The organism is Iodidimonas nitroreducens (assembly GCA_000710935.1).
Taxonomy (GTDB): domain Bacteria; phylum Pseudomonadota; class Alphaproteobacteria; order Sphingomonadales; family Rhodothalassiaceae; genus Iodidimonas; species Iodidimonas nitroreducens.
The window spans coordinates 20175-43458 of the sequence record BAYV01000012.1; the positions used below are offsets into that span (position 1 = coordinate 20175).

At 57.1% G+C, this 23284-nt stretch carries 28 protein-coding genes and 1 tRNA gene; 4 read left to right on the forward strand and 25 right to left on the reverse strand.

The genetic code is table 11. The features are described from left to right. Positions 1–45 precede the first annotated feature (45 nt). From AQ1_RS05710 to AQ1_RS15095, 14 genes are all read right to left on the reverse strand, one after another. Entirely contained in the window at positions 46–2097 is a 2052-nt protein-coding gene (locus tag AQ1_RS05710) for a prohead protease/major capsid protein fusion protein (RefSeq protein WP_042085184.1), read from the reverse strand. Continuing rightward, on the reverse strand, positions 2060–3568 hold the full coding sequence (locus AQ1_RS05715) for a phage portal protein (RefSeq protein ID WP_042085187.1): 1509 nt from the start codon (positions 3566–3568) through the stop codon (positions 2060–2062). The genes AQ1_RS05710 and AQ1_RS05715 overlap by 38 nt, the downstream gene beginning before the upstream one ends. A gap of 3 nt (positions 3569–3571) precedes the next feature. Continuing rightward, positions 3572–3760 (reverse strand): phage head-tail joining protein, encoded by a 189-nt coding sequence (locus AQ1_RS05720; protein ID WP_042085189.1) that lies wholly within the window; start codon positions 3758–3760, stop codon positions 3572–3574. A gap of 9 nt (positions 3761–3769) precedes the next feature. Continuing rightward, entirely contained in the window at positions 3770–5803 is a 2034-nt protein-coding gene (locus tag AQ1_RS05725) for a terminase gpA endonuclease subunit (protein ID WP_313980779.1), read from the reverse strand. Beyond that, entirely contained in the window at positions 5769–6452 is a 684-nt protein-coding gene (locus AQ1_RS15430; protein WP_313980664.1) for a hypothetical protein, read from the reverse strand. Before AQ1_RS15430 ends, AQ1_RS05725 begins: the two co-directional genes overlap by 35 nt. A gap of 318 nt (positions 6453–6770) precedes the next feature. Beyond that, positions 6771–7310 carry a hypothetical protein gene (locus AQ1_RS05740; protein WP_042085200.1) on the reverse strand — a complete coding sequence of 180 codons (540 nt, stop codon included), beginning with the start codon at positions 7308–7310 and terminating at the stop codon, positions 6771–6773. Between the two features lie 313 nt (positions 7311–7623). Next, positions 7624–9192 carry a DNA primase family protein gene (locus AQ1_RS05745; RefSeq protein ID WP_081837111.1) on the reverse strand — a complete coding sequence of 523 codons (1569 nt, stop codon included), beginning with the start codon at positions 9190–9192 and terminating at the stop codon, positions 7624–7626. Continuing rightward, positions 9192–9638: a GapR family DNA-binding domain-containing protein gene (locus AQ1_RS14435; RefSeq protein ID WP_052371027.1), complete on the reverse strand. Its 447-nt coding sequence runs from the start codon at positions 9636–9638 to the stop codon at positions 9192–9194. Before AQ1_RS14435 ends, AQ1_RS05745 begins: the two co-directional genes overlap by 1 nt. Beyond that, positions 9635–10864, reverse strand: coding sequence for a DUF7146 domain-containing protein (locus AQ1_RS05755; RefSeq protein WP_042085204.1), 1230 nt, complete (start codon positions 10862–10864; stop codon positions 9635–9637). Before AQ1_RS05755 ends, AQ1_RS14435 begins: the two co-directional genes overlap by 4 nt. Continuing rightward, a complete protein-coding gene (locus tag AQ1_RS05760) occupies positions 10861–11499 on the reverse strand; it encodes an MT-A70 family methyltransferase (RefSeq protein ID WP_042085207.1) in 639 nt (212 codons plus the stop codon). Before AQ1_RS05760 ends, AQ1_RS05755 begins: the two co-directional genes overlap by 4 nt. Before the next feature lie 7 nt (positions 11500–11506). Further along, the gene (locus tag AQ1_RS05765) at positions 11507–12016 is read right to left on the reverse strand and encodes a hypothetical protein (RefSeq protein WP_052371029.1); all 510 of its coding nucleotides are present in this window, start codon (positions 12014–12016) and stop codon (positions 11507–11509) included. Between the two features lie 127 nt (positions 12017–12143). Then, positions 12144–12440, reverse strand: a complete 297-nt coding sequence (locus AQ1_RS15090) for a hypothetical protein (RefSeq protein ID WP_152550393.1) — start codon at positions 12438–12440, stop codon at positions 12144–12146. Between the two features lie 67 nt (positions 12441–12507). Continuing rightward, complete coding sequence (locus AQ1_RS05770; RefSeq protein WP_042085208.1) at positions 12508–12987, reverse strand: phage regulatory CII family protein; 480 nt, start codon at positions 12985–12987, stop codon at positions 12508–12510. Next, complete coding sequence (locus tag AQ1_RS15095; RefSeq protein ID WP_150007062.1) at positions 12984–13244, reverse strand: carph-isopro domain-containing protein; 261 nt, start codon at positions 13242–13244, stop codon at positions 12984–12986. The genes AQ1_RS05770 and AQ1_RS15095 overlap by 4 nt, the downstream gene beginning before the upstream one ends. 76 nt (positions 13245–13320) lie before the next feature. On the opposite strand from AQ1_RS15095, the gene AQ1_RS14440 reads away from it, so the two are divergent. Beyond that, positions 13321–13893: a LexA family protein gene (locus AQ1_RS14440; protein WP_052371031.1), complete on the forward strand. Its 573-nt coding sequence runs from the start codon at positions 13321–13323 to the stop codon at positions 13891–13893. 27 nt (positions 13894–13920) lie between these two features. On the opposite strand, the gene AQ1_RS05780 is transcribed toward AQ1_RS14440, so the two are convergent. Further along, positions 13921–14361 carry a hypothetical protein gene (locus tag AQ1_RS05780; RefSeq protein WP_042085211.1) on the reverse strand — a complete coding sequence of 147 codons (441 nt, stop codon included), beginning with the start codon at positions 14359–14361 and terminating at the stop codon, positions 13921–13923. After that, positions 14361–14540, reverse strand: coding sequence for a hypothetical protein (locus tag AQ1_RS05785; protein WP_042085214.1), 180 nt, complete (start codon positions 14538–14540; stop codon positions 14361–14363). Before AQ1_RS05785 ends, AQ1_RS05780 begins: the two co-directional genes overlap by 1 nt. Between AQ1_RS05785 and AQ1_RS15280 the strand changes: the two genes are divergently transcribed. The 3 genes from AQ1_RS15280 (at position 14541) to AQ1_RS05800 (ending at position 17256) form a co-directional block, all read left to right on the forward strand. Continuing rightward, on the forward strand, positions 14541–14696 hold the full coding sequence (locus AQ1_RS15280; protein WP_161760446.1) for a hypothetical protein: 156 nt from the start codon (positions 14541–14543) through the stop codon (positions 14694–14696). Between the two features lie 1232 nt (positions 14697–15928). Then, positions 15929–16180, forward strand: coding sequence for a hypothetical protein (locus AQ1_RS05795; protein ID WP_042085218.1), 252 nt, complete (start codon positions 15929–15931; stop codon positions 16178–16180). Between the two features lie 17 nt (positions 16181–16197). Further along, a complete protein-coding gene (locus AQ1_RS05800) occupies positions 16198–17256 on the forward strand; it encodes a tyrosine-type recombinase/integrase (protein ID WP_313980649.1) in 1059 nt (352 codons plus the stop codon). A gap of 90 nt (positions 17257–17346) precedes the next feature. On the opposite strand, the gene AQ1_RS05805 is transcribed toward AQ1_RS05800, so the two are convergent. The 9 genes from AQ1_RS05805 to hisG all read right to left on the reverse strand — a co-directional run bounded on the left by AQ1_RS05805 (position 17347) and on the right by hisG (position 23243). Further along, positions 17347–17422: transfer RNA gene (locus AQ1_RS05805), tRNA-Phe, on the reverse strand. A gap of 82 nt (positions 17423–17504) precedes the next feature. Continuing rightward, positions 17505–17732 (reverse strand): DNA gyrase inhibitor YacG, encoded by a 228-nt coding sequence (locus AQ1_RS14845; protein ID WP_081837118.1) that lies wholly within the window; start codon positions 17730–17732, stop codon positions 17505–17507. Between the two features lie 31 nt (positions 17733–17763). Beyond that, positions 17764–19221: a ribonuclease E/G gene (locus AQ1_RS05810; RefSeq protein WP_042085222.1), complete on the reverse strand. Its 1458-nt coding sequence runs from the start codon at positions 19219–19221 to the stop codon at positions 17764–17766. Further along, positions 19214–19867: a Maf family protein gene (locus AQ1_RS05815; protein WP_081837112.1), complete on the reverse strand. Its 654-nt coding sequence runs from the start codon at positions 19865–19867 to the stop codon at positions 19214–19216. The genes AQ1_RS05810 and AQ1_RS05815 overlap by 8 nt, the downstream gene beginning before the upstream one ends. A 10-nt stretch (positions 19868–19877) precedes the next feature. Continuing rightward, positions 19878–20096 carry a translation initiation factor IF-1 gene (gene infA, locus AQ1_RS05820; protein ID WP_042085225.1) on the reverse strand — a complete coding sequence of 73 codons (219 nt, stop codon included), beginning with the start codon at positions 20094–20096 and terminating at the stop codon, positions 19878–19880. A 141-nt stretch (positions 20097–20237) separates the two neighbouring features. After that, positions 20238–20723, reverse strand: a complete 486-nt coding sequence (locus AQ1_RS05825; protein ID WP_042085228.1) for an arsenate reductase/protein-tyrosine-phosphatase family protein — start codon at positions 20721–20723, stop codon at positions 20238–20240. A gap of 3 nt (positions 20724–20726) precedes the next feature. Next, complete coding sequence (locus AQ1_RS05830) at positions 20727–21245, reverse strand: UPF0262 family protein (protein ID WP_281299800.1); 519 nt, start codon at positions 21243–21245, stop codon at positions 20727–20729. Next, positions 21242–22555, reverse strand: a complete 1314-nt coding sequence (hisD, locus tag AQ1_RS05835) for a histidinol dehydrogenase (protein WP_042085231.1) — start codon at positions 22553–22555, stop codon at positions 21242–21244. The genes AQ1_RS05830 and hisD overlap by 4 nt, the downstream gene beginning before the upstream one ends. After that, complete coding sequence (gene hisG / locus AQ1_RS05840; RefSeq protein WP_042085234.1) at positions 22545–23243, reverse strand: ATP phosphoribosyltransferase; 699 nt, start codon at positions 23241–23243, stop codon at positions 22545–22547. Before hisG ends, hisD begins: the two co-directional genes overlap by 11 nt. Positions 23244–23284 lie beyond the last annotated feature (41 nt).

Here is a 23284-nt window from a genome sequence, read left to right on the forward strand (position 1 = left end):
AAAAGCAGCCATTGGCTGCCCGTCACGGTGAAAGAGATGCCCTCATCAGGCTCCGGGATTTTTCCAGAACCCTCGGTGATCAATGGCAGCGGCAGCAAAATCAAGCGATGCCTTGAACTCCACGCCATCCACATTGAACCCAATACGGCTGGACAATTGCACCCCTTCAGCGCCATCCAGATAGGCATATTCGATCGTATCCACCTGCGCTGAATCGGCTGCCAAATACCAGGCTTTATCCGAATGACCATCCAGCACTGCTTCAACGATCGGTTCCAGTGCCGTACGCCCACCAGCGCGAAATTCGTTAACATCCGTAGCTTTGGCCGGAACGAACTGTGTACTGGTAAACTGGTAGGACAATTGTTCCAGATCCGTTGGCACAATAAGATAGCGCGGTGCGATATTGAGCTCTTCTTTTTGAAGACCCTTTTGTTTTCGCAAAGCAGCGCGGCCCGCGCCCAGTGTTGTGGCATTGATCGTGGTTCCGGATTCAGCCAGATTGCCATTCTGGGTGGTAAACAGGTCACCACCGCCATAGGTGCCGCTTCCCGCCAACTGCGCGTAGACTGTGCGATTTTCAAGCCGTGCGGCAGCGGCAGCATAGCCGGTGGTCAGGCGATCAAGGGCCCGCAAATCATCATTGACCAATGTCTGGCGCGTCACGCCGAGAATACGTCCATAGGTCAATACCGAGTAGCTGATCTTCCCATCCGATGCCGTTCCATATTTGAATTCTCCCGCCTCATTTGTGCGTAGAAGATCGGGCATGGCCGACATCTGGACAACGTCGATGGGCTTGAAATCCGGCGCATTGGGGGCACGCCGCGCCCATAGGCGATAGCTGGGCTGGCTTTCTTCATAAGCCTGACGCAACCGCTTGTTCAAAACATTCGAGAGAATATTGGGAAAGTCGCTAGAGCTGTGCAATGCGCGCTCGGCCAATTCCACCGGTGACATTCCGCGCACCCGGACATTCTCTCGCAAAAGCGTTTCCTCGGCCAACCGCATCAGACTCATACCGCGATAATCCCGCGCCGCATCGGTGATCGTATTCGATGCTGGCGCCATCCGACACAGGATGGCATCGGTCATAGCCGACCGCCGGGTTACCGCTTCATCGCGAGTCACTGAGACACGACTGACGGTCTGCGCCGGTGTATCCCGCTCAGCAAACCGACGCCCGATTTCCGCCATCAGAGCAGTGTGGTCCAGCGCCGTATTTTCGTGGCGTTCGATGATGTCCATGGCATTGTCGGCAGTCAAACCGGCATTACGGCAAGCAGCGCGGATCGCCGCGACTGTGACGCAAGATGCAGCCATTTCTGTCTGCTCTGTCAGTTGGTTTTCCTGCGATCGCCGCCCCATATCCGGAATGGATGTAGAGACAGAAGCTGGCGCATCGGTAGCGCGCATCTGGTCGGATTCGGGGCCGGTGTGCCCATAATTATTCGGCATGGCGATATCATCCTTATGTGTCTGAGATTGTTCAGTGGATCGACTGATTATGGTGCAGGGCACCGCCTGCGAGTTCGCGCTATTATCGCGAATCTGTGCACCCGGGTCAGCGGGTATTGGTACAAGGGAAATCTCCCATGGCTCCCAATCGACAGCCAGTAGGGAGCGCCGCTCTCCCGGAACGACGATTTCCTGAAATCTGTGCACCACATAGCCCACAGAGATATTGCGAATATGCCCGGCTTTAACCTTGGCTGCGATGATGGCGACATCTTCAGTATCAGCAAGCCGCACCCGTGCGGTCCCCCCCGCATCCCCAAGTTCCACACTTCCCGGCACGATCGAGCCAATCACATTGGCTAGGTCATAATGAGCATGAGTGTTCAAAAGCGGCGCGCCACCGTTTAAGCGACCCAGCCGAACATGTGCCGGATCCGTTGACAGCGTTTCATCCACATATTCGTCGTGATACCAATCGAAACGGCGGACCGTGGCCCCTGTGGTCCACACCACATCAAAGCTTAGATCCTCATCGTTAAATGTTGCCGGAGCAACATCGGCCATGCGCTGGATCACAGGGGTCGTAAGCCGCCTCTCATCCTCAGCTTTCGGCGGACGCGTCGTCGTCTTTTGCAGCATTTCTCTGCCCTCTCAGTTGTTTGCGGGGGTCACCATCGAACAGGGAGCCGGATGGCAAAACTGCGTCCGCAGCTGCCATGTCGTCGGATACCTGTTGCAGATGATCCAGATAATCGACACCACGACCTTCCACGATCTGAGACAGGGTCTTTTTACCCATCCGCAGATCCGCCAAATCGGCTTTCGCATCTTTTTCGGGATCAACCGACAGAAATGGTGGTGGCGTGAAATGCCAAACAAAATCTGCGTTGCTAATCAGCCCGGCAGCAAGGGCGGCTTCATGCCACCGGCGCATGATGCGCAGCAGAAGCCGTGGCTTGATATTCAGATCCTGAATGCTCTCTACATTGCGGCGAAACCCATGATGCCCGGCGCGAAAGCTGCTGTAATTGACATGGCTGAAATCACCGGTGAGCTGCTCATACATGATGCCCACGCCGCAAGCCATTTCCCGCAAATAGACTTCTGCGAACTGCGCAATACCTGATGTTCCCGCCGGTGCGGCGATACGTATATCCTCACCTTCGCGCAGGCGCATCAACATGCCCGGTTCAAATTTCTCTGCCAGCCGTCCCGCGCCGGACTGCGGGTTTTTACCGGCATCCGCATCGATGGGGAAATCCTGATTGGGTGACACGATGAAACCCGCGAGACAGGCTTCAATTTTTTTACGAACAAGCTCCGCCTCAAAATATTGATCCAGATCTCGTGCTGCCATAATCACCGGTGCAAAAATCGATATTCCCCGTGCCTGCCCGGGCCGATGCTTTTCATACAGATGAATGATTTCATCGGCTGGCACCCGGCTTGGGCCTTCTCTTTTGCGAACAAAGCGGGTCATTTCACCGGGATGGACCGGCAAAATCCAATATGCCACTTTCCGACCTAGCCCATCATATTCGATGCCACGGTCGATTTCCCCACCACCAGCCAAAGTGCGGTTAAGGGTGCTATCAATAAAATCCGCCTCAAGCACCTGCAGTTTCAAGGGCACCACATGTGTCCTGGAATCAAATTCCTGACGGCGCAGCCGGATCAGCACTTCACCGCTTTCAAGCATGAACCGCAAAGCCAATTTCTGGATTCCATAAAAATCCAGATCACCATCCCAATCTGCTTCACTCGACCAATCCTGGAAGGCACGCGCAATGCGCAATCGGTGCGCTGCGGATGACCCGCGCGCAGACACCATAATTCCTGTACCAATAATATGATCAGACAGGGTAGCCAAAGCCTTGCGGGCATAGCCGTTATTGCGCACGAGATCCCGCGCCCGATCCCGGACGATATCCCCACTCATGGCGATCTCGGAATCTGCCGATGCCCCCGTGGTGCGCCAGCTCATCGTGCGGTGATCGCGCCGCGCTGCATCATAGGCCCGGCTGTGCAGTTCCACAGCCCGCCTTGCCGCCAAGCGCCGCGCGCCGCGCACGGGATCTATACTGGCGATAAGGCGATCCATCCACTGCATCCGTCAGAACCCCGCAACTGTAACGCGGGATTTAGGCCGCCCGGCGAGACTCTCTTCCATATCCGCACGGATCGCTCGCATCTCCGACAAGGATCGATAGCGGATCACGCTGCCATCAGGATAGCGCACCTCAATGGTGCCACTCGCTATGGCCTCATCAATCCGATCAATATCAGTTTGCGAAAATGCCATGATTTACTCCTAAAGCCACTGGCCGGTTGTTCCAATCCATCCGCCACTTCCCGCTTGGGTGTGCCGCGATTCACGGACAACAGACTCACCCGTCGCTGATGGCTCGGGGTTCACCTGTTCTCGCTCGCCGTTAGCCTTGGCTGGCATGGATTGATAGTCTTCAAGCTTGAGTGCCGCTGCTGACGCATTGGGCGGATTATCCGTCACTTCGATCGGCGCTCTAAAGGCGGCTGGCACCCACCCCATATTAGCGCGCGTTCCGGCAAAGGGTGCGCGCATAAGGGCAGTATAATTGTAAACCATCAAATCGAGCGTTTCGTTTCGAGAGCGGATTTTGATCCATTTTCCTCGGCGCAATTCTTCCGCCGTCAATTCATCAAACCATTCCTCACGCCAGTTGGCGGGCCAATGGATATAGCCTGGGCCGGGTTTTTCACGCCTCAGACGAGCGTCGACGATCGATTTCATGGCGTTCACATTCGGAACCCACAATCGAGGCCCTGCTTTTTCCGGTCCGCCACGGGACTTTACGTCCAGAAAGCTGGGAGCTGGAAGCAGCTTTCCTTTCGGATTGCTCCCACCCTTCACGAGGGTGATGCGATGGGCATGCACACCTGCCAGTCTCGCTGCATGCCAGAATTTCACAGCATTGTCCTTCACTCCATCCTCACCACCTGTATCAATTGCGGTAGTAAGGATGGGCACGGACTGCGATGGATCAACCGCGCTTGGATAGCGTCGCATGACCACCTGGTTGATCAAAGTCAGCCAATGTTCAGGATATCTGGCTGGTTCCACCAATGTCGATCTGTCTTCCAACAGATGTATATCGAACCGATCAATAGGCCAGCATTCCAGCCCGTCGCCCCAGCCAACCACCATGACTTCAAAGCGATTAGCCTGGATATCCACCGCCGCCGTCAAAACCCGAACACCAGCAGGCACGGTCTGCATCTGCCAGCTTTCGCGACGTGCCATCAGAACATTAATATCCACAGGCTTTTCAGCCGTCAGCATCGACCTGTAATTCTTGCCACCCTTCACGTTCCAAAAGGCACGCAATTCACTTTCGTCCTGCCGCATCTCCAATGTAATCTGAGCCAAGCGCCAAGCCCGCGCCAGTTTCGGCCAGCTGGTGAACCCCATAAGACCATCAACACGAAAGGTTCGCCAACGCACTGAAATCCAGTCGCCCTCTACCCTGCTGTCATCAAAAGGTTTTTGATGAGGCTGCAGCCAGCCATTATGAGGCAGATCAAGGGCCGATAAGAGCATCTGTCTTTTGTGCACGGGATCAATAATACAGCCATTGTGCGGGCAGGTCAGATGCGCCGTACGTTCGGCGTCATCCGCGCTTCCTTTAGTGTCAAACCGGAGATGCTTATCGAACTCTGGCGAAAAATATTCGTTGCATTGAGGGCAGCGCCAATAGAAGCGCTCATTAGATCCCGCCTCGCAGATTGCCTCAATCCCGCCGCCGCCGTCACGCGACGGTGACGAGGACACATAGGTCTTTTCGGCCCCTTCGAAGGTTGTCTGGCGTCCTTCTAAAAGTGATAGCGCGGAACCCTGACCATCAATGTCTTCAGGGAAATCATCGTAATCGTCCAGCCATCCCCATGGAACCGGTCGAGCGCGGAATTGTGCTCCAACTGGCCAAATATGAGTACTGAGCATACCTCTGAAGCGCTTCAGAAAAATATTATCACTGGACCCACCCGGCAGCATCTTTTCCTTGAGCACCCTATGCTGATCAATCAACGGCTCCAATCGCCGCACAACAAAATCCTGCATCATCGCCTTATCAGGCTGACAAATCATAAAATCGGTCGGCTGCTGGTGAATGGTCGCACCCCACCAGTTCAAGCCGATATCGGATTTTCCGGACTGCGCTGGGCCCTGAAGGCCGACGAGTGACACCGATGGGTCCGACAACGCATTCATAGGTTCGATCAGATGCGGAGCGATATCATGCCGCCAAGGACCAGAATACCCGCCCTTTGGGTTTTTAAGCTTGCGATAGCGCTCCGCCCATTTCGGCACCGATAGAGGCTTGACCGGACGCAGGAGATGGGCCGCTTCCGATAAGATTGTGCGTGCTTTTCTGAATGGACGGATCTGTTGAATTTGGCGCAGATCCCTCATGCCTCAAATCCTCCAACCGGTCTGCCAAGTCATTCAACAGATCGCTGCAGGCAGATGACAGAACGTCGCGCTGTTCCCGGCTCATATCCATCTGCTTTGAAAGCCGGTCAGGAAGCCCAACCATCGATTGCTGAAACCACACGAAGATTTGCCCCACTTCGGATTCGATGTCGGCAGCGCGAACGAAATCTCCACGCAGCTGGCCCAACTTGATCGCCGCAATTTCCGCTTCAAGCGCTGCCTTTTGCTCTGCAGGAGTTAATCCGTTCAGACCTTGCGCTACTGCGGCATCCTCACCCAACAGCGCCAAACCCATCTGGCGAATATCGTTGCCCCGGCGCCGGGCCTCGTCTTCTTCTCGGGCCCGGTGGCCCTTCCACCATGCCACTGCCCGCTCCAAGGGGATTTCATAACCCTGCCCGTTTTTCCCCCGTGCGATTAGCGGAAAATCTGAATGTTGATCGATGATCTTTCGCATCGTCGGTTCGGATGGCATCCCTGGGATCGAAACCAGTTCTCCTAAGGTGACAACTGTTTCCGCACCCATATGCCTGCCCCCGGACTTAGCAAAAACAAAACAAAAACAAAAGGTTATATGAAAAAACAAAATCCTCTCATAAGCCGGGCCTCAGGCCACCGTATAGCTTTTTTGAGCGCGGAAGGACCCGGCAGGGGATATTTCTCTGGCACGAGGACCAAAATACCTTCATTTTTCGTGAAACCCACAAAAAGGCCCGCCACCGTCTCCGGTGCGGGCACATTTCCTTGGAATAGTTCATTTGTAATATCGACCGCTCTCATAAGTCAAGCGGGGTTATGAACGTTTCCGAAATACCTACATAAATATCAATCACTTACAAGACTTTCATTGGCTGACGTTTTTCGAAATCCTCAGATAGTCCGCAACGATATCGCACCCGGCGCGGAGCAATACGAGCGCCGCCGTTGCGGCCCTCGCGCCCATATACCCCTCATTGGCACCAACGCTAGACGCGTCATCGGCATCAATCACCATGGCTTCAAAGGGAGCACGGATCGGCCGAGGCAAAACCTCCCGAGCCGCCAACCATTTCCGCCGCGCCGCCCATTGCGCCTCGGTCGGTTCAGTGCCGCGCCTACCGCCGTCCACCGGGACATTCATAGAGGCCACCACCCGCTGTGTAAGACCCGCCCGTTCATATTGTTCGCGATACCAAGTCGCGGCCTCATGCTGGCGTTCAGTCAGCATTTTTCGGTTCCGCAGCCGATCCACTGGCCAAGCCATCAGGTTTCGATGCACCCGCACCGGCTTGCGCCACCCATCCTCAATCATCACGGTATCAACGATGCCGCCCCGTGCCACCCGTTCTGGCGTCGCACCCAGACCCGTCAACTCCTTGGTCCTTCCCGTCTTGCGCCGTGCCATTATGCAACTCCCATTTGTTTCAATATTTCGGGTAAATTCATCATAGGATAGTTGGATAGTTATCCTGTCACGCACATGCGCGCACGCACACAAGCACCACCGTGAAAAAACTGTCCGAACTGTCCGAACTGTCCTTATGTTTTTGTTTTGGAATGTTGTTTGCTACGGACGGTTTCGGATGGTTCGGACAGTTAAAGGAGAGAAAAACAGGAATATCCACCCCCGCCCCCGCGTCTTTCTCGATCTGCAATGCGCCCAACTGTCCGAACTGTCCGCAACTGTCCGACACGCTCTAGGTGCACATGCCAAATCATCACATAGCATAAGGGTCATAGTCGTCTCCCAGCATGCTTCCCTGCATTGGCGGTTTATCTGGTGACGGCGCAGACGAGCCTGCCGTAGGATCGTAATCATGGGACTTCAACCTTACGCCCCGGCGAAAAATACGTCCCCCAGCGCCCTTGCGTCGGATCACCTGTCGGTCACCCAGCGCCCGACCAAATGCAGTGTTGGAGATGGGCTCATAATTACCTGCCTCGCACCATGTCTGATAATCTCGATAGAGGTCAGCAGCGCTTTCCTCGGCCCGTTCATCGCGCTCGCACCTGTCGTAAAACCATTCGGAAAAAGGGTTGCTGGCCGCTCGGTAATCGGCCACCGCCTCCCGCACCGGTTCAGGGCGGACCAACCCCTCGGCCATCCACATAGCCAGCCCCTCAAGCGCCCAGTTCAAAATGCCCGGTCCCTCGGTTTCCACGAGCCGATCTTCCAGTGTGCGGTCAATCTCATTGTCCGGGATCTTGCGGGTGAAAGGGATGGGCACGATGCGCCGCCATACCCCGTCGTCACCGCCCATCACGCGGGGACGGTCATTTACCTCCATCACAATCTTGAAGCGCGGCGAATATTCAAAGGGATCTCGGTTCAAATGCCGTGCGGTGATCGGTGCTCCACCCGTAATGCCTTTCAACAAAGCCTCGTTAAGCTTTGCGCCTCGTGGTGGCTCCGAACAGCTCACCAGCCGTACATCGCCCGATAGCCGCGCCAGATCGGGCGAGGCATCGGCTCCAGAGCGCTGCCCCAGATCAAGAAACGTTTTCACGTCCGCCACCGCCGCATAGCCGCCCATGACCCGTCTGATGATGTTCATAGTCGTCGATTTCCCGTCTTGCCCAGGGCCTTGCAGCATGAAAAAACACTGCTCTGAAACATGGCCGGAAAAAGCATAGCCGATCATCTTTTGGAAAAAGTCTGACATCTCCAAGTTCGGCAGGCATCGGGCAATATGCGCCCGCCAACCGGGGCATTGGGCTGATGGATCATAGGCCACTGCGGCCTCGCGGGTTATGGCATCGGCGGGATCGTGGTTTTTCAAATGAAAGTCCACACCGCGCGATGCACAGTCCCGTATCTTCAGCGTTCCATTCGATAAGGTGATCGCCATGCGGTCCCGATCCAGTTGATCAGGCGCAACCCGCATATAATGCTTGCCTTGGGCCAGCATCGCCACCGTGCGTCCGGCATTACCCGCTTGGACGGCCCAACCAAACAGATCATCCGCCCTCTCCCGTGCCATGGCCGAGGCTTCAGCTTTTCCATCTGACGCCAGCCGCTTGGCGTGCTCTACCAAAGCCTGCGCTTCAATACGTATCCCTTGTGCTGTTTCATGGGCTAGCCGATGTGCCAGCATCTCGCCTTCCTCTGCCGACCAGCAATGCCCGTTGAAAGCCAGCCAGCCGATCGATGGGCTAAACATCAGCCTACCCTGACCGCGTGCAACCAAGCGCTGGGAATTGCCCAGGTCACTCATATCACAATAGGCCAATTGCAAGGGGTCCACGCCCTCTGCCTCAATCATCATGTCTTGTGACGGCTCGCTCATCAATGCACACTCCGCCTAAGGATATCTGGTGACCCCGCCCCGGCATCAGCGGCGGCTTGGGCAAGCGCCTGTTCCCGCCATGCCCGGCTTTTCTTCAAGGCCAGCATCGCTCCCTCCCTTTGTGCCCTGCTGTGCAAATCCAGCGCCGCGGCCGCCAACGCAGACACACGATCCGCCGCCGTTTCGGCATCCGGGGGCGGAGCCTGCCCCGCGGCTGCGGCATAAACCGCAAGCAGCGCTTCCGACTCTTCCAACACTTGCGGATCAGCCAGCATGCGTTTCAAAACTGCCCTCAATACCTTCGGATCAAAGCCCATGGCCTTTATCTCCGCGTCCAGTTCTCTGGCATCCGCATTGATAGCCTCGCGGGCCTTAGCAATATTTTCCAACCGCTCCAGATAACGTCGAATCAGGTCCGGTGCCTTTGCATTGTCCGCACCCATCATGCCTTCTCCCTGATCTGATCATTGAAATCCGCGCCCATTCTAGGGCGTACCACACGCACCGATCTTGCCCCCACCCGGCGCCATGCCTGACGGGCAAGGCTGGCACACAAAGCGGCCCGCCCACCCGCATCCAGCATCGTCTCTGTGCGCCGGCGCATCGGCCCACGCGCAAAAATCCGCACAGGGGCCATATCGGCATCAATTGCCACAATCACATCGCCGGGATCGGGCAAAAGCCAGGGCGGCGAGGCCGGGTCGGAAATCGGCGCATGGGGGTCAAAGCAACCGTCTCGATCCCGCAACCAACCCCCTTGAAAATTGGCCAGGGATAAAACCGCCGCGACCCGCATAGGGCCGTGCTGTTCCATCAGCATCTGTGCCACCGCCCATGTGCTCTCAAGCCCCTCACCCACCAGCAATGGCCCCATCCGAGCATCGGACAAAAGTGCCGGAGGCCCGAGCGGCGCAACTGCCCCTATGGGGTGCCCGTAGATTCGGCGCGATGGCAAAGGATCCCCGGTGTCGGGATCGCGCAAATCAGCCTTATCCGCACCATCGGCGGCCAAATAGGTCACATGAATGGCTGCCAGCCGCCATGCAATTTGGCCATGGCCCAGAGCCACCATCTTTGCCATGCCTACCACCATGGCAGGGGCGATCAGACGCACCTGCCCGCCCGCCCAAAGGGCCGGGCAGGCAGGGTGATATCGCAAAGCATCCAATCCGCCGGGCAGAGCTGCAGGGTCGAGATCGCGCGATTTCAACCAACGCTCTACCAAGCTGTTGCGCGCTGGCCGGGCATCGCGCCAGATCATGGCGGCAATGGGAAAAGTAGAACGGGAACGCGGTGCCGGTGGCAGGCGATGAACGGAATTTCGCGCAGGCGCACGCGGGATCGCCTGCGCCTCTAAATCCCCGACCAATCGCTGCGCGGCATCTCGCGGTGATCCTCCCCGCAGGGCCATTTCCAGATCCACCGGACCGCCGCCTGCCACGCGCTTTCCCGGTGGCGGTGGGCAGGCAAAACAAGCCCAGACATTACGCGACAAGTGCACCGTAAACCGACCCGATCGAGCGGACCCACCACATAATGGGCACGGCCCGGCCATACGCCCTGCACCGGACCGGCGCAGGCCCGCCACCCCATCCACATCCATCACCGACACTTGCCTGGCCCGATCGAATAGATCATGGCGACGATGATCGCTTCTCTGGGGCCTGCTCATAAAACCACCCCCGGCATCACGCCAGAGACTGAAAATTTGTCGGTTTCATTTCCCCAGACTTGCCAGCCCGGTGCGGACTGACGTGCGAACATCTCCAGATAAGGACCATCCACCAGCGTCTGAATGCGATCACGCACCCCGTCCGGCTTGCGGCTGTGCTGCCGCCGCGGCTCAAAAATAACCTGACGGACGCCCCCTGATTTTCGCCGGGGAGCCCCTCGCGTAAACAGCAGGCACAGCTCCATCTCCTGCCGGGTCCAATACCCCATTCCCATGCGGGTAACCGGTGGCATCATCGCGTCAAGAGAGAGAAACCCCTGCGCCTCCGCTGCCGCGCGCGTTTTAACCCAGCAAAAAGCAATCGTCTTGAAATCAAAGCCCCAGACTCTCCCCAAAGTGATCGCCTGATCCAGATGTGACGATACGATCCACATGAAAAGCGCGCAGTCCTTGGCTGCGCTACGCTCCACCGGGATCGCTGCAAGACTGGGCGCATCCATGGTCCGATAATGGTCATGGGCGGACCGGTGAGGCGTGCTCTCCCCACCGCTATAGGTTCTAAACGACCAGGGTGGGTCAGCATAAATGCACCCAAAGGGCCCATCAGGCAACAAAACACCCGATCCATGCACCATGCGCACTCTATGAATCACCGCAGCCGGGGCCTGTCGAACCCGGATTCTTGGGGTCTGTGAAATCTCGCCAATGCCGCCAGCCCTGCGGGCAGTGAAATCCCCATGCACGAACATGAGGGCCGGTGAAAAACACCGTCCACACTGGTCCTTCATTTTTGGGAATCTCGATCCGGTGCGCCAATTTGGCGCGGCGAAATACCAGATCGCCTGCACATATCCTGTCGCGATGATGAACGCCCCCGGCCGCGATCCGGTGTTCGATATAGCTGCCCAAAACGATCAACGAACACGATATCCAAGGGTGATCGTGCAATGCGCGATCATCATCAGACCGGTGAAATCTGTGCAAATAAATATTGAACAAAGGGTTGCGCGGGATCATGTACCAGCGCTCCAGATAAGTCTCACCCTGCCCGATCACGCCCTGCCCAATCACTAAATCCGGACGTGGGCGGCCCACCAAAAAGCGATTAATGCGTCTCAAGCAGAAAGTCCGCAGGCGTTCAGGTATTTTCATCACCGTCTCCTTTCTCTGGCTCACAGGCAAAGCCCGATCACCGCCCAAAGCCACAGGTTCACGCCAAAAATCAGCAGCGCCGCATTGCGCTTGCGCATCCGCGCGCGCGGCAGCAGAAATGATCGTGTCATGATGCTTTCCTCGTGATGTGGCGGCGCTTGATGGCCAGATAGTCAAAGCCACCAAAGCGATTGCGCCTTTGCGCCAGTTCAACCACACCGCCGCGCAAAAGCTTGCGCGCCAATGCTGCCTCAGCACCGGACGGCAGCCATGGGCCCACGCAATAAACAATGCGATCGCCGGGGTCGGCAGATCGGACCCAATCCTCAAAACTGGTTATCGAGCATAGAGCGGAATACTGGACCTGCCTCAACGCAGGTTGGGATTCGCGGTACATATCCTCATTTCCATGGTGTCCGGTCATAATTCCTCCGTGGCGGGAAACGGCATCCCGCAAACAATGATCATCCAAAAAGAAATCGGTGCGGCGCTCAGCCGCTGTCGAGACGCCCCAAGGCCGCGTTCAGATCCACCAGCACCTGAATGGCTTCACGCACCTCCCCGTGCAGGTCCCGGCGCACAACATCGGCAGCAGAGACACGTCCATCTTCGGCCAGCGAATCTGCCAAATGCGCCGCCACGTCGCCGGCTTCACGAATCAGATCCGCAAGCCGCCCGGCCCAGGGCCTGTCCTCTTTCGATGCCACACCCAGCGGCACCAGCGCATAGCCCGAAGCATGGGCCAACAGCCGCGTCACATATGGGATGCCCGTAAGGGGCTCCAGCCGAACCAGAATGTCGGCGGGGATGAATTCCGCGGCCATGGCGGGATTGGTGGTATTGCAATAATGGGACAATCGGCTTTGCGAGCGGCCGGCAAAGTCTGCGGCCACTTCCTGTCCACCCAACGCACGATAAAGATCACGAGTGGCAAGCTTCAGGGCACGGGCTGTCACACTCAAATCGGTCATTCCCCCACCCTCCTCATAATCGGATTATTTTTAGAAGATGACGGAGCAGCACCATCTGATGCACTTTGCTCATCCAAGGCCAGCCGCGCTTCATAGGCCGTCAAAAGCCGCTCGCGGTGCCAACGGGGAACCCGCCGGGACGTCTTCCAGTGTTGCACGGTAGACGGGGCCACATCGCAGGCGCGTGCGGTTTTGCGCACCCCGCCCAAGGTCATGATTATGTGCTCAATATCTGCCATGGCTCCAATATGTGCCATTTTAGACCATTCAACGCAAGCAAAAATGTGCGATTTTAGTTCTCGATCAAAAACAGCGAATTTCGCACATTAGGGTATGGATATTATCAAGCAGATACGCGCAGCAAAGCGGGACCAGAATCTGACCGATCAACAGATTGGCGATATGGTGGGCCTGCCTCGCTACACCATCACCAAGATCCTGAACGGGCGGCGCAGGGTACTGGCGGAAGAAGCCGATGAATTCGTAAAGAAACTCGGGCTGATAAGCCAGGGTCAGGCCTCGGACCCATCGCCAATACGGCGCATCCCCATCGCAGGTGCCATCGCGGCAGGGAACTGGCGTGAGGCGCTGGAGGATCCGCAAGGACACATGTATTGTGATGTAGGTGGGCCCAACACTTTTGGCCTGCGCGTCGCAGGCGATAGCATGGACATGGTGGTGGAAGATGGCGGCTACATTGCCGTGGACCCCGATGACACCGACCTGATCACTGGTCGCATCTACGCCGTTATGAATGGCAGTTCAGAAACCACCTTCAAAAAATACCGGGAGGACCCTGCGCGCTTGGAACCGCTCAGTTCCAACCCTCGGCACAAGCCGATCCGCATCGGCAGTGAAGACTTCCGCATCATCGGGCGGGTGATCTGGCGCGCATCCCTGCTCTAAGGCTGCAAGCCAACGAAGATAATGAAATTATCTAATCTCAATGCCTTCAAGCCGCACGTACCAGGTCGCAGCATTATGCAGCCCTCTCTCTTGGCCACGCCTGAACCGGTTGGGGCGATCACGATCACTGTTCCACACCTCTCCATGATAAGGATTGTCGGGAAGTGGGTCATACCCAACCCACAATCCCAATGCCCGCGCTTCGCCAGCGCAAAAAGCAACTGAACCCGTGAACACAGGGGTTGTCACATATTTTTGGGGATTGTGCCCGTCCTCGATGATCTGCGCCTCAATATCAACCGACATTCCTCCCTTCGGGCCAGAGGATGGTTTGAATGCCTTGGAAGATACCCTCGAGCAGTCCTTATTTTTATCCCAAACTACATGCTGTTTTGGATTGATACGGCGAATGATCCGCTGATCTGCCCGAATTTCTTCCGCATCATGCGGCTCTACAGCCGACGGCATCAGTTCACTGCAGCCCGCAATGCTGAGCGATCTCTTCCAAGGTCAGCCACCCAAATCGCTAATTGAGTGAAATCACTCCCAAGCTCCACTTCTTCGTCTTCGCCGGTCAGATGGTCATAGCGGGTAGCAATCACCCTATAGGGGGCAAGAATATCGATTTCGATATCCAAATGGTTCATATGCCATTCGATCTGCACCGCTATGCAGCGGGGTTTGAATTCCGTTATAAAAATCGGATTGCAACCGGTGTTGACGATGCCGAACGGGCGAAGCGCACCCTTTTCGGTTTCGCGGGCAAGCGCCTGACGTACGAAAGGGCTGGTGAAACGGTATAACTAAGTCAGGCAGCCCGATACTGTGGCTGATTGACTTGCCTTTCCCGAACTTGGGAGGGTAGACGCAAGCCTTTCGAGGCGATCAGTAGTTCGGTGCCTTTCCGTTTGGTTTCAACTGAATAATTGATATCGAACTCAAACTGACGGCGTGAACGATACAGATGCCCGATGGTATCGACATTGTCATAGGTAACGATCCGGAGGAAGCGGAAAAGACTGGCGCCTGTTTCAGGTTACCAAAATATCCGGACTGGTCATAACGCCAGAAGTGTTCGAGAGAGCGCGACCGAAGTATAACCCGAACGACAAGGCGATGGTCCGGATTGTTTGCCGCCTCTGATTTCACAATCACATGGCATGGACCGCCTAGCAGGTAATGCTCTTCTCGCCCGACCTGGTGCGGACGCCTGTAAGGTAATAAACACTGCCCACCACCCCGCAACACTCGGCAAGCGCTGGGACTTCGGGCCAGATGATGCTCTCGACATACTTCAACCTCGAATGATCTATTTTCGCACAATTATTCTTGACAATGTGCGATTTTAGCTCCATTGATGGCCCGTCGCACAATGAAGCCGGTCCCATAGGCATCCCCCGGCGTGACGGATCTCCGCTTTTCTCGTTTGGCGGTTTTGTGGGCAACCCCACAGTCAGAACCATCCTTGTGCACATCGTCTGGCGGGCCTCATCCCCCTCTCCCCCGAGGCCCGCCAGCACTCATTTAAGGATAGGAGCAAACGCATATGTCTAATGTCAGCCGCATCTATTCCCGTCCACGGGTCATTATTCCCGTTCAACGCCCTCCTCTAACCAAGTCCAGGCCGTTAAGCCAGTTTGAGGCAGCCTGCCTGGGCGGCACCGTTGTCGCCCTTAGCAGCCCTTGGTGGCTGGGCATCGCAGAGCGTCTGTGGTTGATCCTATCCGGCGGCACGGCATGAAAGACGATAGCGTAACCATTTGGTGCCGCCTTCTATCAGAAGACCCATCTGGATCCGCCATTGAGATTGAGATGGAGGCAGGCACAAAACATTGGCTCCCGACCTCGCAAATTGGTCACATCCCTGATGCAGTCCACTGGCCACGCCCTGTGCCGTTGATCGTACCCGACTGGCTAGCCAAACAAGAGGGACTGATCTAATGGCAACATTGTTCACCAGTGCACCGGATCAAGCCGCCTTAAGTTCGAAGCCAAGCTTCTCGACCATCAAGCACGCACGATGAGGGATCGTGACATGGCTATTTCATCGCACAAAGTCCAGATTCCAGCAGTCTCGCCACCCACCCGGCGGGGGCTCTCGCGCATCCTGTCGGCGGGATATGTCGGCGTATCGCCGAACAAATTCGACCAGATGGTCACGGATGGTCGCATGCCAAAGGCAAAACGGATCGATGGCCGGAAAGTATGGGATGTGCGTGCCCTCGATCAATTTTTCGAAGCCTTGCCTTCCGATGGCGATTTAGAGAACAATCCCTGGGACGAGTAATCATGCCCGGGGCTCCCATGAAAATCCGATTAAAATATGTGGTGGAAGATATAGACCGCCACGGCAATGTACGCCTCTATTTCAGGCGCAATGGTAAGAAAATCCGGTTGCCGGGACCTGTTGGCTCGCAGGATTTTCTCGCCGCTTACCAGACAGCCCTCGCTGGGGAATCACGGCCCAATCTCCAACCATCCAAGAAGCTGGGGCATATCGTGCCAGGGTCGGTGCGGGCGCTTTGCATCGAGTATTTCAAGTCCGCCATGTTTCGGGAGTTGGATCCACGTACCCAGAAAGTCCGACGCAGCATCCTCGAAAGGTTTTGCGAACACAAAAGCGACGGTGAGAAACCTTTCGCCCTCCTGCAGCCCAAACATATTCGCAAGCTCCGTGACGAGATGATGGACCGCGCCGCAGCGGCCAATGGGATGGTGAAAGCCCTCCGCCAGCTTTATACATTTGCAGTCCGTTATGATCTGCATGACCGAAATCCAGCGTCGGACGTTGAATATCTCGCCAGCAAAAACCCCGACGGCTTCCATTCTTGGAGCTTGGACGAAATCGAGAAATATGAAGAGAAGCACCCAGTGGGGACTATGGCGCGGCTAGCGCTCGCCCTCGCGCTTTACACGGGGCAACGGCGGTCAGATCTCGTGCAAATGGGCAAACAGCATGTCCGCGACGGTTGGCTGATCTTCACCCAGCACAAAAACCGGAACCGCCATCCGGTCCGACAGGAAATCCCGATTGTCCCCGAGTTGCAAAGAATCATTGATCGCACCCATGGCACGGGCGATCTGACGTTCATGGTCACGGCGTTCAATCGCCCCTTCACATCGAACGGTTTTGGCAATCGATTCCGAAAATGGTGTAACGAGGCCGAACTTCCCCAATGCTCTGTCCACGGCCTGCGCAAAGCCGCCGCCGCACGTCTGGCGGAACAGGGCTGCACCGAGTTCGAAATCATGGCGATCACCGGGCACCGCACATCGAAAGAGGTCACCAGATACACCCGTGCCGCCAGCCAGAAAACCCGGGCCGAAAGCGCATTAAAACGAATTACGGGAGAACGGAACTAGGACAAAACTGTCCCACTTTCCGTGGTGATGGCACCCGGTGGGACAAAACCACCGCCTAAGACATTGAAATATAAGGGATCAAAAAAGAAGTGGTGCCCAGGGGCGGAATCGAACCACCGACACTGCGATTTTCAGTCGCATGCTCTACCAACTGAGCTACCTGGGCACAAACCTCGAGAAAAACCGCCGAACCGTTGATGAAGGCAAAGCCCCCGCAAACACAGCCGAAAAGCGTTTCTGGTGGCCGCTTATAGGCAATCGGATCGCCCCTGTCCAGAGGCTGTTGATGGAAAAAGTCCATCCTCGTCATCAAAGCCGTTTATGGGGGTAACGCCCGCCACAACATAATGTTCGCCAAACCAGCGCGACAAATCGATTTTGGCGCAGCGATCCGAACAAAAGGGCTTGTGTTCGCCCGAACAAATCGTCTTGCAGATGGGGCAGCGCCCCTTTTTGGGGGCCTTTGATGCGGTCATGATCCGTTCTGTCCTCTCGCTTGCGGTCACTCTAGCCTATATGACAAAGGGGCTGATCGGATGGAACGCTTTCATCCATCCGCAGATCAATCACCCGGCCGGTTCTTTCAGACAGCCGGGCCAGCCAATCGGGCCCCTCGAACAATTGGCCCAGGGCCGGAGACAGAGACAGGACCAAAGTCCCCGGACGCGGATCCATGATCGCCGTGCGCTCCGCCCGGCGCAACAGATCATGGGCAAGGCTATAAAGGCTTAAGCGCGGCCCGGGCGCCTGAAGCAGCATTTCGCGCACCGAAGGGCCCAGGCGCTTGCGGGTGAGGGTGAGAATCCCATGCGCGTTGATCCCCGATAAGCGCACGGGCAAAGGATCATCGGCCAAAGCGGCATCGAAAGCCGCGATCAGCGCATCCTTATGATCTTTTTTCTGCATATCGATGAAATCGATCACCACAAGCCCGCCGATTCTGCCAAAGCGCAAGAGCCGGGCAATAGCCCGCGCCGCTTCGCAATTCACATCGAAAGCCGCCCGGCCCCAGGCCCGGCCACTCCCTGCTCCCGATTGGCCCCCCGATTGACCCACCGTGGCTTTGGCCGAATCCACATCGATCACTGTGGCCGCCCGCGTTTCATCGATGCTGATCATCCCCCCCGATGGCAAGGTGATATGGCCATCGATCAGGGCATCGAGGGCTTCCTCCACCCCATGATCGGCAAATAATCCCATCTCCGTTTTCGGCACATCGAGCAAAGGCAAAAGATCCGGCCACTGCTTCAGACAGGATTGGGCCTGCGCCAACAGATCGCGATCCGAAAGATATATCCTGCCAAGATCGGGGGGCGCATCGCGCAGGCTGTTTTTCAAGGCTGAAGCGGCGGCCAGAATCTGCCGCGCCCCGCCCCCGGCTGTTCGGATCGCCCGAATCTGCCCTAAAAGGCGCGCGGCTTCGGCCATCAGCACATCATCACCAATGCCCCGCGCCGGAGCATGGACCGCAACTCCGCTTTCCTTCAAAATCGGCGTCAGGGCATCCCCCAGACGGTTTTTGCCCTCAAGATCAAAACCATCATCAAAACGCAGACCGGGCCTGAACGGGGTGAGGGTCAAATAACGGCCCTTGCGCGCATAATCGGCCCGCACCACCCAGCTTTTGCTCTCTTCGTTGGGGGCCATCACCAATTCAACACAGAATTTCTGCCCCACATGCACGGCATCGCCAATGCGTTTAGGCCGCGCGCTGCCCGGCTCGAAAGGGGCATAATGGCAGGGTAAAAGCCCCGAAAGCGGGCAGGATGCCCCCCCCTCGACGCCGCCTTCCAATTCCACAAAGGCACTATTGATATCAGGGGCAAGGGCGCTGACCCGGGCCAGAACAATCGCTTCACGATGAAGATCACGGCCACGATGAAAGCCGATCTCAAGGGGGCCGGTTTCATCCACCAGCGCTGTGCGAATCTCACCCGCACTGGCTTCGATGAGCAGATCAGCCATGATCGGATGTCCAGCCTTTCATCACCTTCACCCCTTGGCCTTGCAGCATCTGGGCCAGCTCATAGAGCGGCAGGCCCACCACATTGCTGTAGGAACCCGAAAGATGCCGCACAAAAGCCGCCGCCAGCCCCTGAATGCCATAGCCACCGGCTTTGCCATGCCAATCTTTGCTGGCGAGATAGGCCTGGCATTCTTCACGGGATAATGACTTAAAAGCCACCACCGTTTCAACCACCCGAATGCGCACTTTCCCATCGGGGCCCAACAGCGCCACACCGGTTCTCACCCGGTGGCGGCGGCCCGAAAGAAGGGCAAGGCACTGCGCTGCCGTGGCCGCATCAAGGGCTTTTGGCAGGATCCGGCGGCCAACCGATACCACGCTATCGGCCCCCAGAACCCAATCATCGGGATGGAGCGATGCGATCTTCAACGCTTTTTCATAAGCCATCCGCCGGGCATAAAGGCGGGGCTTTTCAGCGGGATGGGGGGTTTCATCAAGATCGGCGGGCACCACCAGATCCGGGATCACCCCGATCTGGGCCAGCAATTGAAGCCGCCGCGGAGAGGCCGAGGCCAGCACCAGACGCGGGCGCCCCTCACCCCCATGGGAGCCGGGCGATCCAACCGTTTTTTGCTGGTCGGCCAAACCAATCGCCCTATTTAAAACGATAGGTAATACGACCCTTGGTCAGATCATAAGGCGTCAATTCAACCAGAACATCATCACCCGCCAGCACACGGATGCGGTTTTTGCGCATTTTACCAGCGGTATGACCGAGCACTTCATGCCCGTTTTCAAGTTTTACGCGGAACATGGCATTGGGAAGGAGCTCCATGACCGTGCCGCGCATTTCAAGTGTTTCTTCTTTCACCATGAACTGCTCGAACTTCTTTTCATTAAAATAAGGGATTGCGTGCCATAAATGATTGAGACTGACGCTAAATGCAAGCGTCTCGAACATCCGCAGCCCGAAAACACCTGCGCTGATGGGTTCCAGATCGCCTTTAGGGGTCTTTTATAGATGCCCGGGGCCGGATATTTCAAAGCGCGCCTTGATCCGGGCCGCCAATTTATCCCGCACCGCGCGATAGGCATCCAGCCTTTGTTCCCGATTGCCTTCGCACAAAGTGGGATCGATGGTCGGCCAATATTCGGTCAGGCAGGCGCGATTGCCAATCATCCCCAGGGTGCGGTGATGGGCTTCCGGGGTGAGGCTGATGATCAGATCGGGAACATCATGTTCCCCCAAACTTTCCAGATGGCCCGATGGCAACAGGCTGTGGGGCTGATGGCCGCTGATGTCAAAGCCCGCCTCATCCATCACCGCCACCGCAAAAGGATCGAGCGTGCCCGCATCCAGCCCCGCCGAAGACACCCTGATCCGATGGCGGCCATGGCGTTCGGCCAAAGCCTGCGCCATGGGCGAGCGCACGGCATTGCGATTGCAGATGAACAGGATATGGCGCGGGGGCGGTGCCGGATCAGCGGGGGATGCGATCATCTGTCATCCTCGGATATGCAGAACACAGATGAGCGTAAACAGACGCCGGGCCGTGTTTTGGTCCACCAGCACTTTATCCTTCAGGCGTTCGGCCAAAAGGGCCGAGCCATCATTGTGCAGCCCCCGCCGCCCCATATCAATGGCTTCGATCTGGCCGGGGCTGGCTGTTTTGATGGCCTGAAAATAGGAATCGCAAACGGCGAAATAGTCCTTGATCACCCGGCGGAAAGGGGTGAGCGGCAAGCGAAAGGCTTCCAGAAAATGATCATCCTGATCGGAAAGTTCGAATAAAAGCCGGCCTTCCTCCAAACGCAGCAAAAGCCTGTAGGGCCCTTCATAGCCGCCGGGCATGGGCAGAACCGGATCGAAATAATTTTGCTGCAAAAGATCAAAGATCGCCACCCGGCGTTCATGATCGATATCGGCATTCCAGCGCACGATGCTGGCTTCATCCAAAGCCACATCGATCAGCCTGCATAAGGGATCGCCATCCTCAAAGCCCATGCCATCCTCATTCTTCATGCCGGGTTTTCCGCCTTGGTTTCCAAGCGGATAAGCACTGATCGTTCATGGGCACCCAGCCCTTCGGCCCGGGCCAAAAGCGCCGCCGCCGGGCCGATCCGGGCAAGGCTTTGGGGATCGCAGCCCACAAGAGTGGTGCGCTTCATGAAATCAAGCACCGACAAGCCGCTGGAAAAACGCGCCGCCCGCGAAGTGGGCAAAACATGATTGGGGCCAGCCACATAATCGCCAATGGCTTCGGGGGTATAGCGGCCCAGAAAAATCGCCCCGGCATGGCGGATTTTACCGGCCATCCCATGGGGATCGTCCACCGCCAGTTCCAGATGCTCAGGTGCGAGACGATTGACCAAAGCGGGGGCATCCGCCATCAGATCGCCCACCACGATCACCGCCCCATGATCGGCCCAGCTTTGGCTGGCGATGGCTGCCCGGGGCAGGGTTTCCAGATGCCCCGCGATGGCCGCCTTCACCGCATCGGCAAAGGCTTTGTCATCGGTGATCAGAATGGATTGGGCGGCACTGTCATGTTCGGCCTGGCTCAAAAGATCAGCAGCGATAAAGGCGGGATCATTCGCCCCATCGGCCACCACCAGAATTTCCGATGGCCCGGCGATGGTATCGATCCCCACCCGGCCAAAAACCTGCCGCTTGGCTTCAGCAACATAGGCATTGCCGGGGCCGACGATCTTATCGACAGGGGCAATCACCGCCGTGCCATAGGCCAGAGCCGCCACCGCCTGCGCCCCGCCGATGCGATAGATTTCATCCACCCCGGCCAAAGCCGCCGCCGCCAGAACCAATGGATTGATCAGCCCATCGGGGCTGGGCACCACCATCACCAGCCGATCCACCCCGGCCACCTTGGCGGGGATCGCATTCATCAAAACCGATGAAGGATAGCTGGCCCGCCCGCCGGGCACATAAAGCCCCGCCGCCTCGATCGCCGTCCAGCGATAGCCAAGCTCCACCCCCTCGGCATCGCGATGATGATGATCTTTGGGCTTTTGGATTTCATGAAAGGCCCGGATGCGCGCTGCCGCCATTTCTAAAGCGGCTAAGGTTTCTCTATCACAAGCCGCCCGTGCGGCGGCGATTTCATCGGCCCCAAAGCGCATGGTTTCCGGCGTAAGAGTCATGCGATCAAAGCGCTGGGTATAGTCGATCACAGCGGCATCGCCATGGGCCGCCACATCCGCCAGAATCGCCTCGACCACCCCCCGCACGGAGTGTTCCTGATCGCGGCCATGGGCCAGAAAGGCTTCAAAGGCGGTGGCGAAATCCGCTTGCTGCAGATCGAGTTCAAGCGGCATCACGACCCTCCAGACTTTGACGGAAGCGGGTGATCCAGCCGCTCATCACATCGGGCCGGGTTTTGAAAGCCGCCCGATTAACGATCAATCGCGATGTGATCTCGGTCAGCACCGCCACTTCGCGCAGGCCATTGGCGCGCAGGGTGGAGCCAGTAGACACCAGATCGACGATCCGGGGACACAGGCCCAGAACCGGGGCCAGTTCCATCGCACCATTCAGCTTCACACATTCCGCCTGCACCCCACGGGCGGCAAAATAGCGCCGGGTGATGCCGGGATATTTGGTCGCCACCCGGATATGCGACCAACCGGCCATATCATCATCACGAGCCATATCGTCCGGCTCGGCCAAAGACAGGCGACAATGGCCGATATCGAGATCAAGGGGGGCATAGATTTCGGGATAATCAAATTCCATCAAAACATCATTGCCCGCCACCCCCAGATGCGCCGCCCCAAATGCCACGAATGTCGCCACATCGAACGCGCGGACGCGAATGATGCTCAGCCCTTCGATATTGGTGTCAAATTGCAGCTTGCGGCTATCATCATCATCAAAGGCTGCTTCCGGCTCGATCCCGGCCGCCCGCACCAGCGGCATCACTTCCTTCAGGATGCGGCCTTTCGGCAGGGCCATCACAAGGCCGGGCTTCGGGCTAGCCGGTTGATCGAGGCCAATATGGGCCATTGCAGTCTCCACATCGATTGAGATTGGTCGGTTCTAAATTG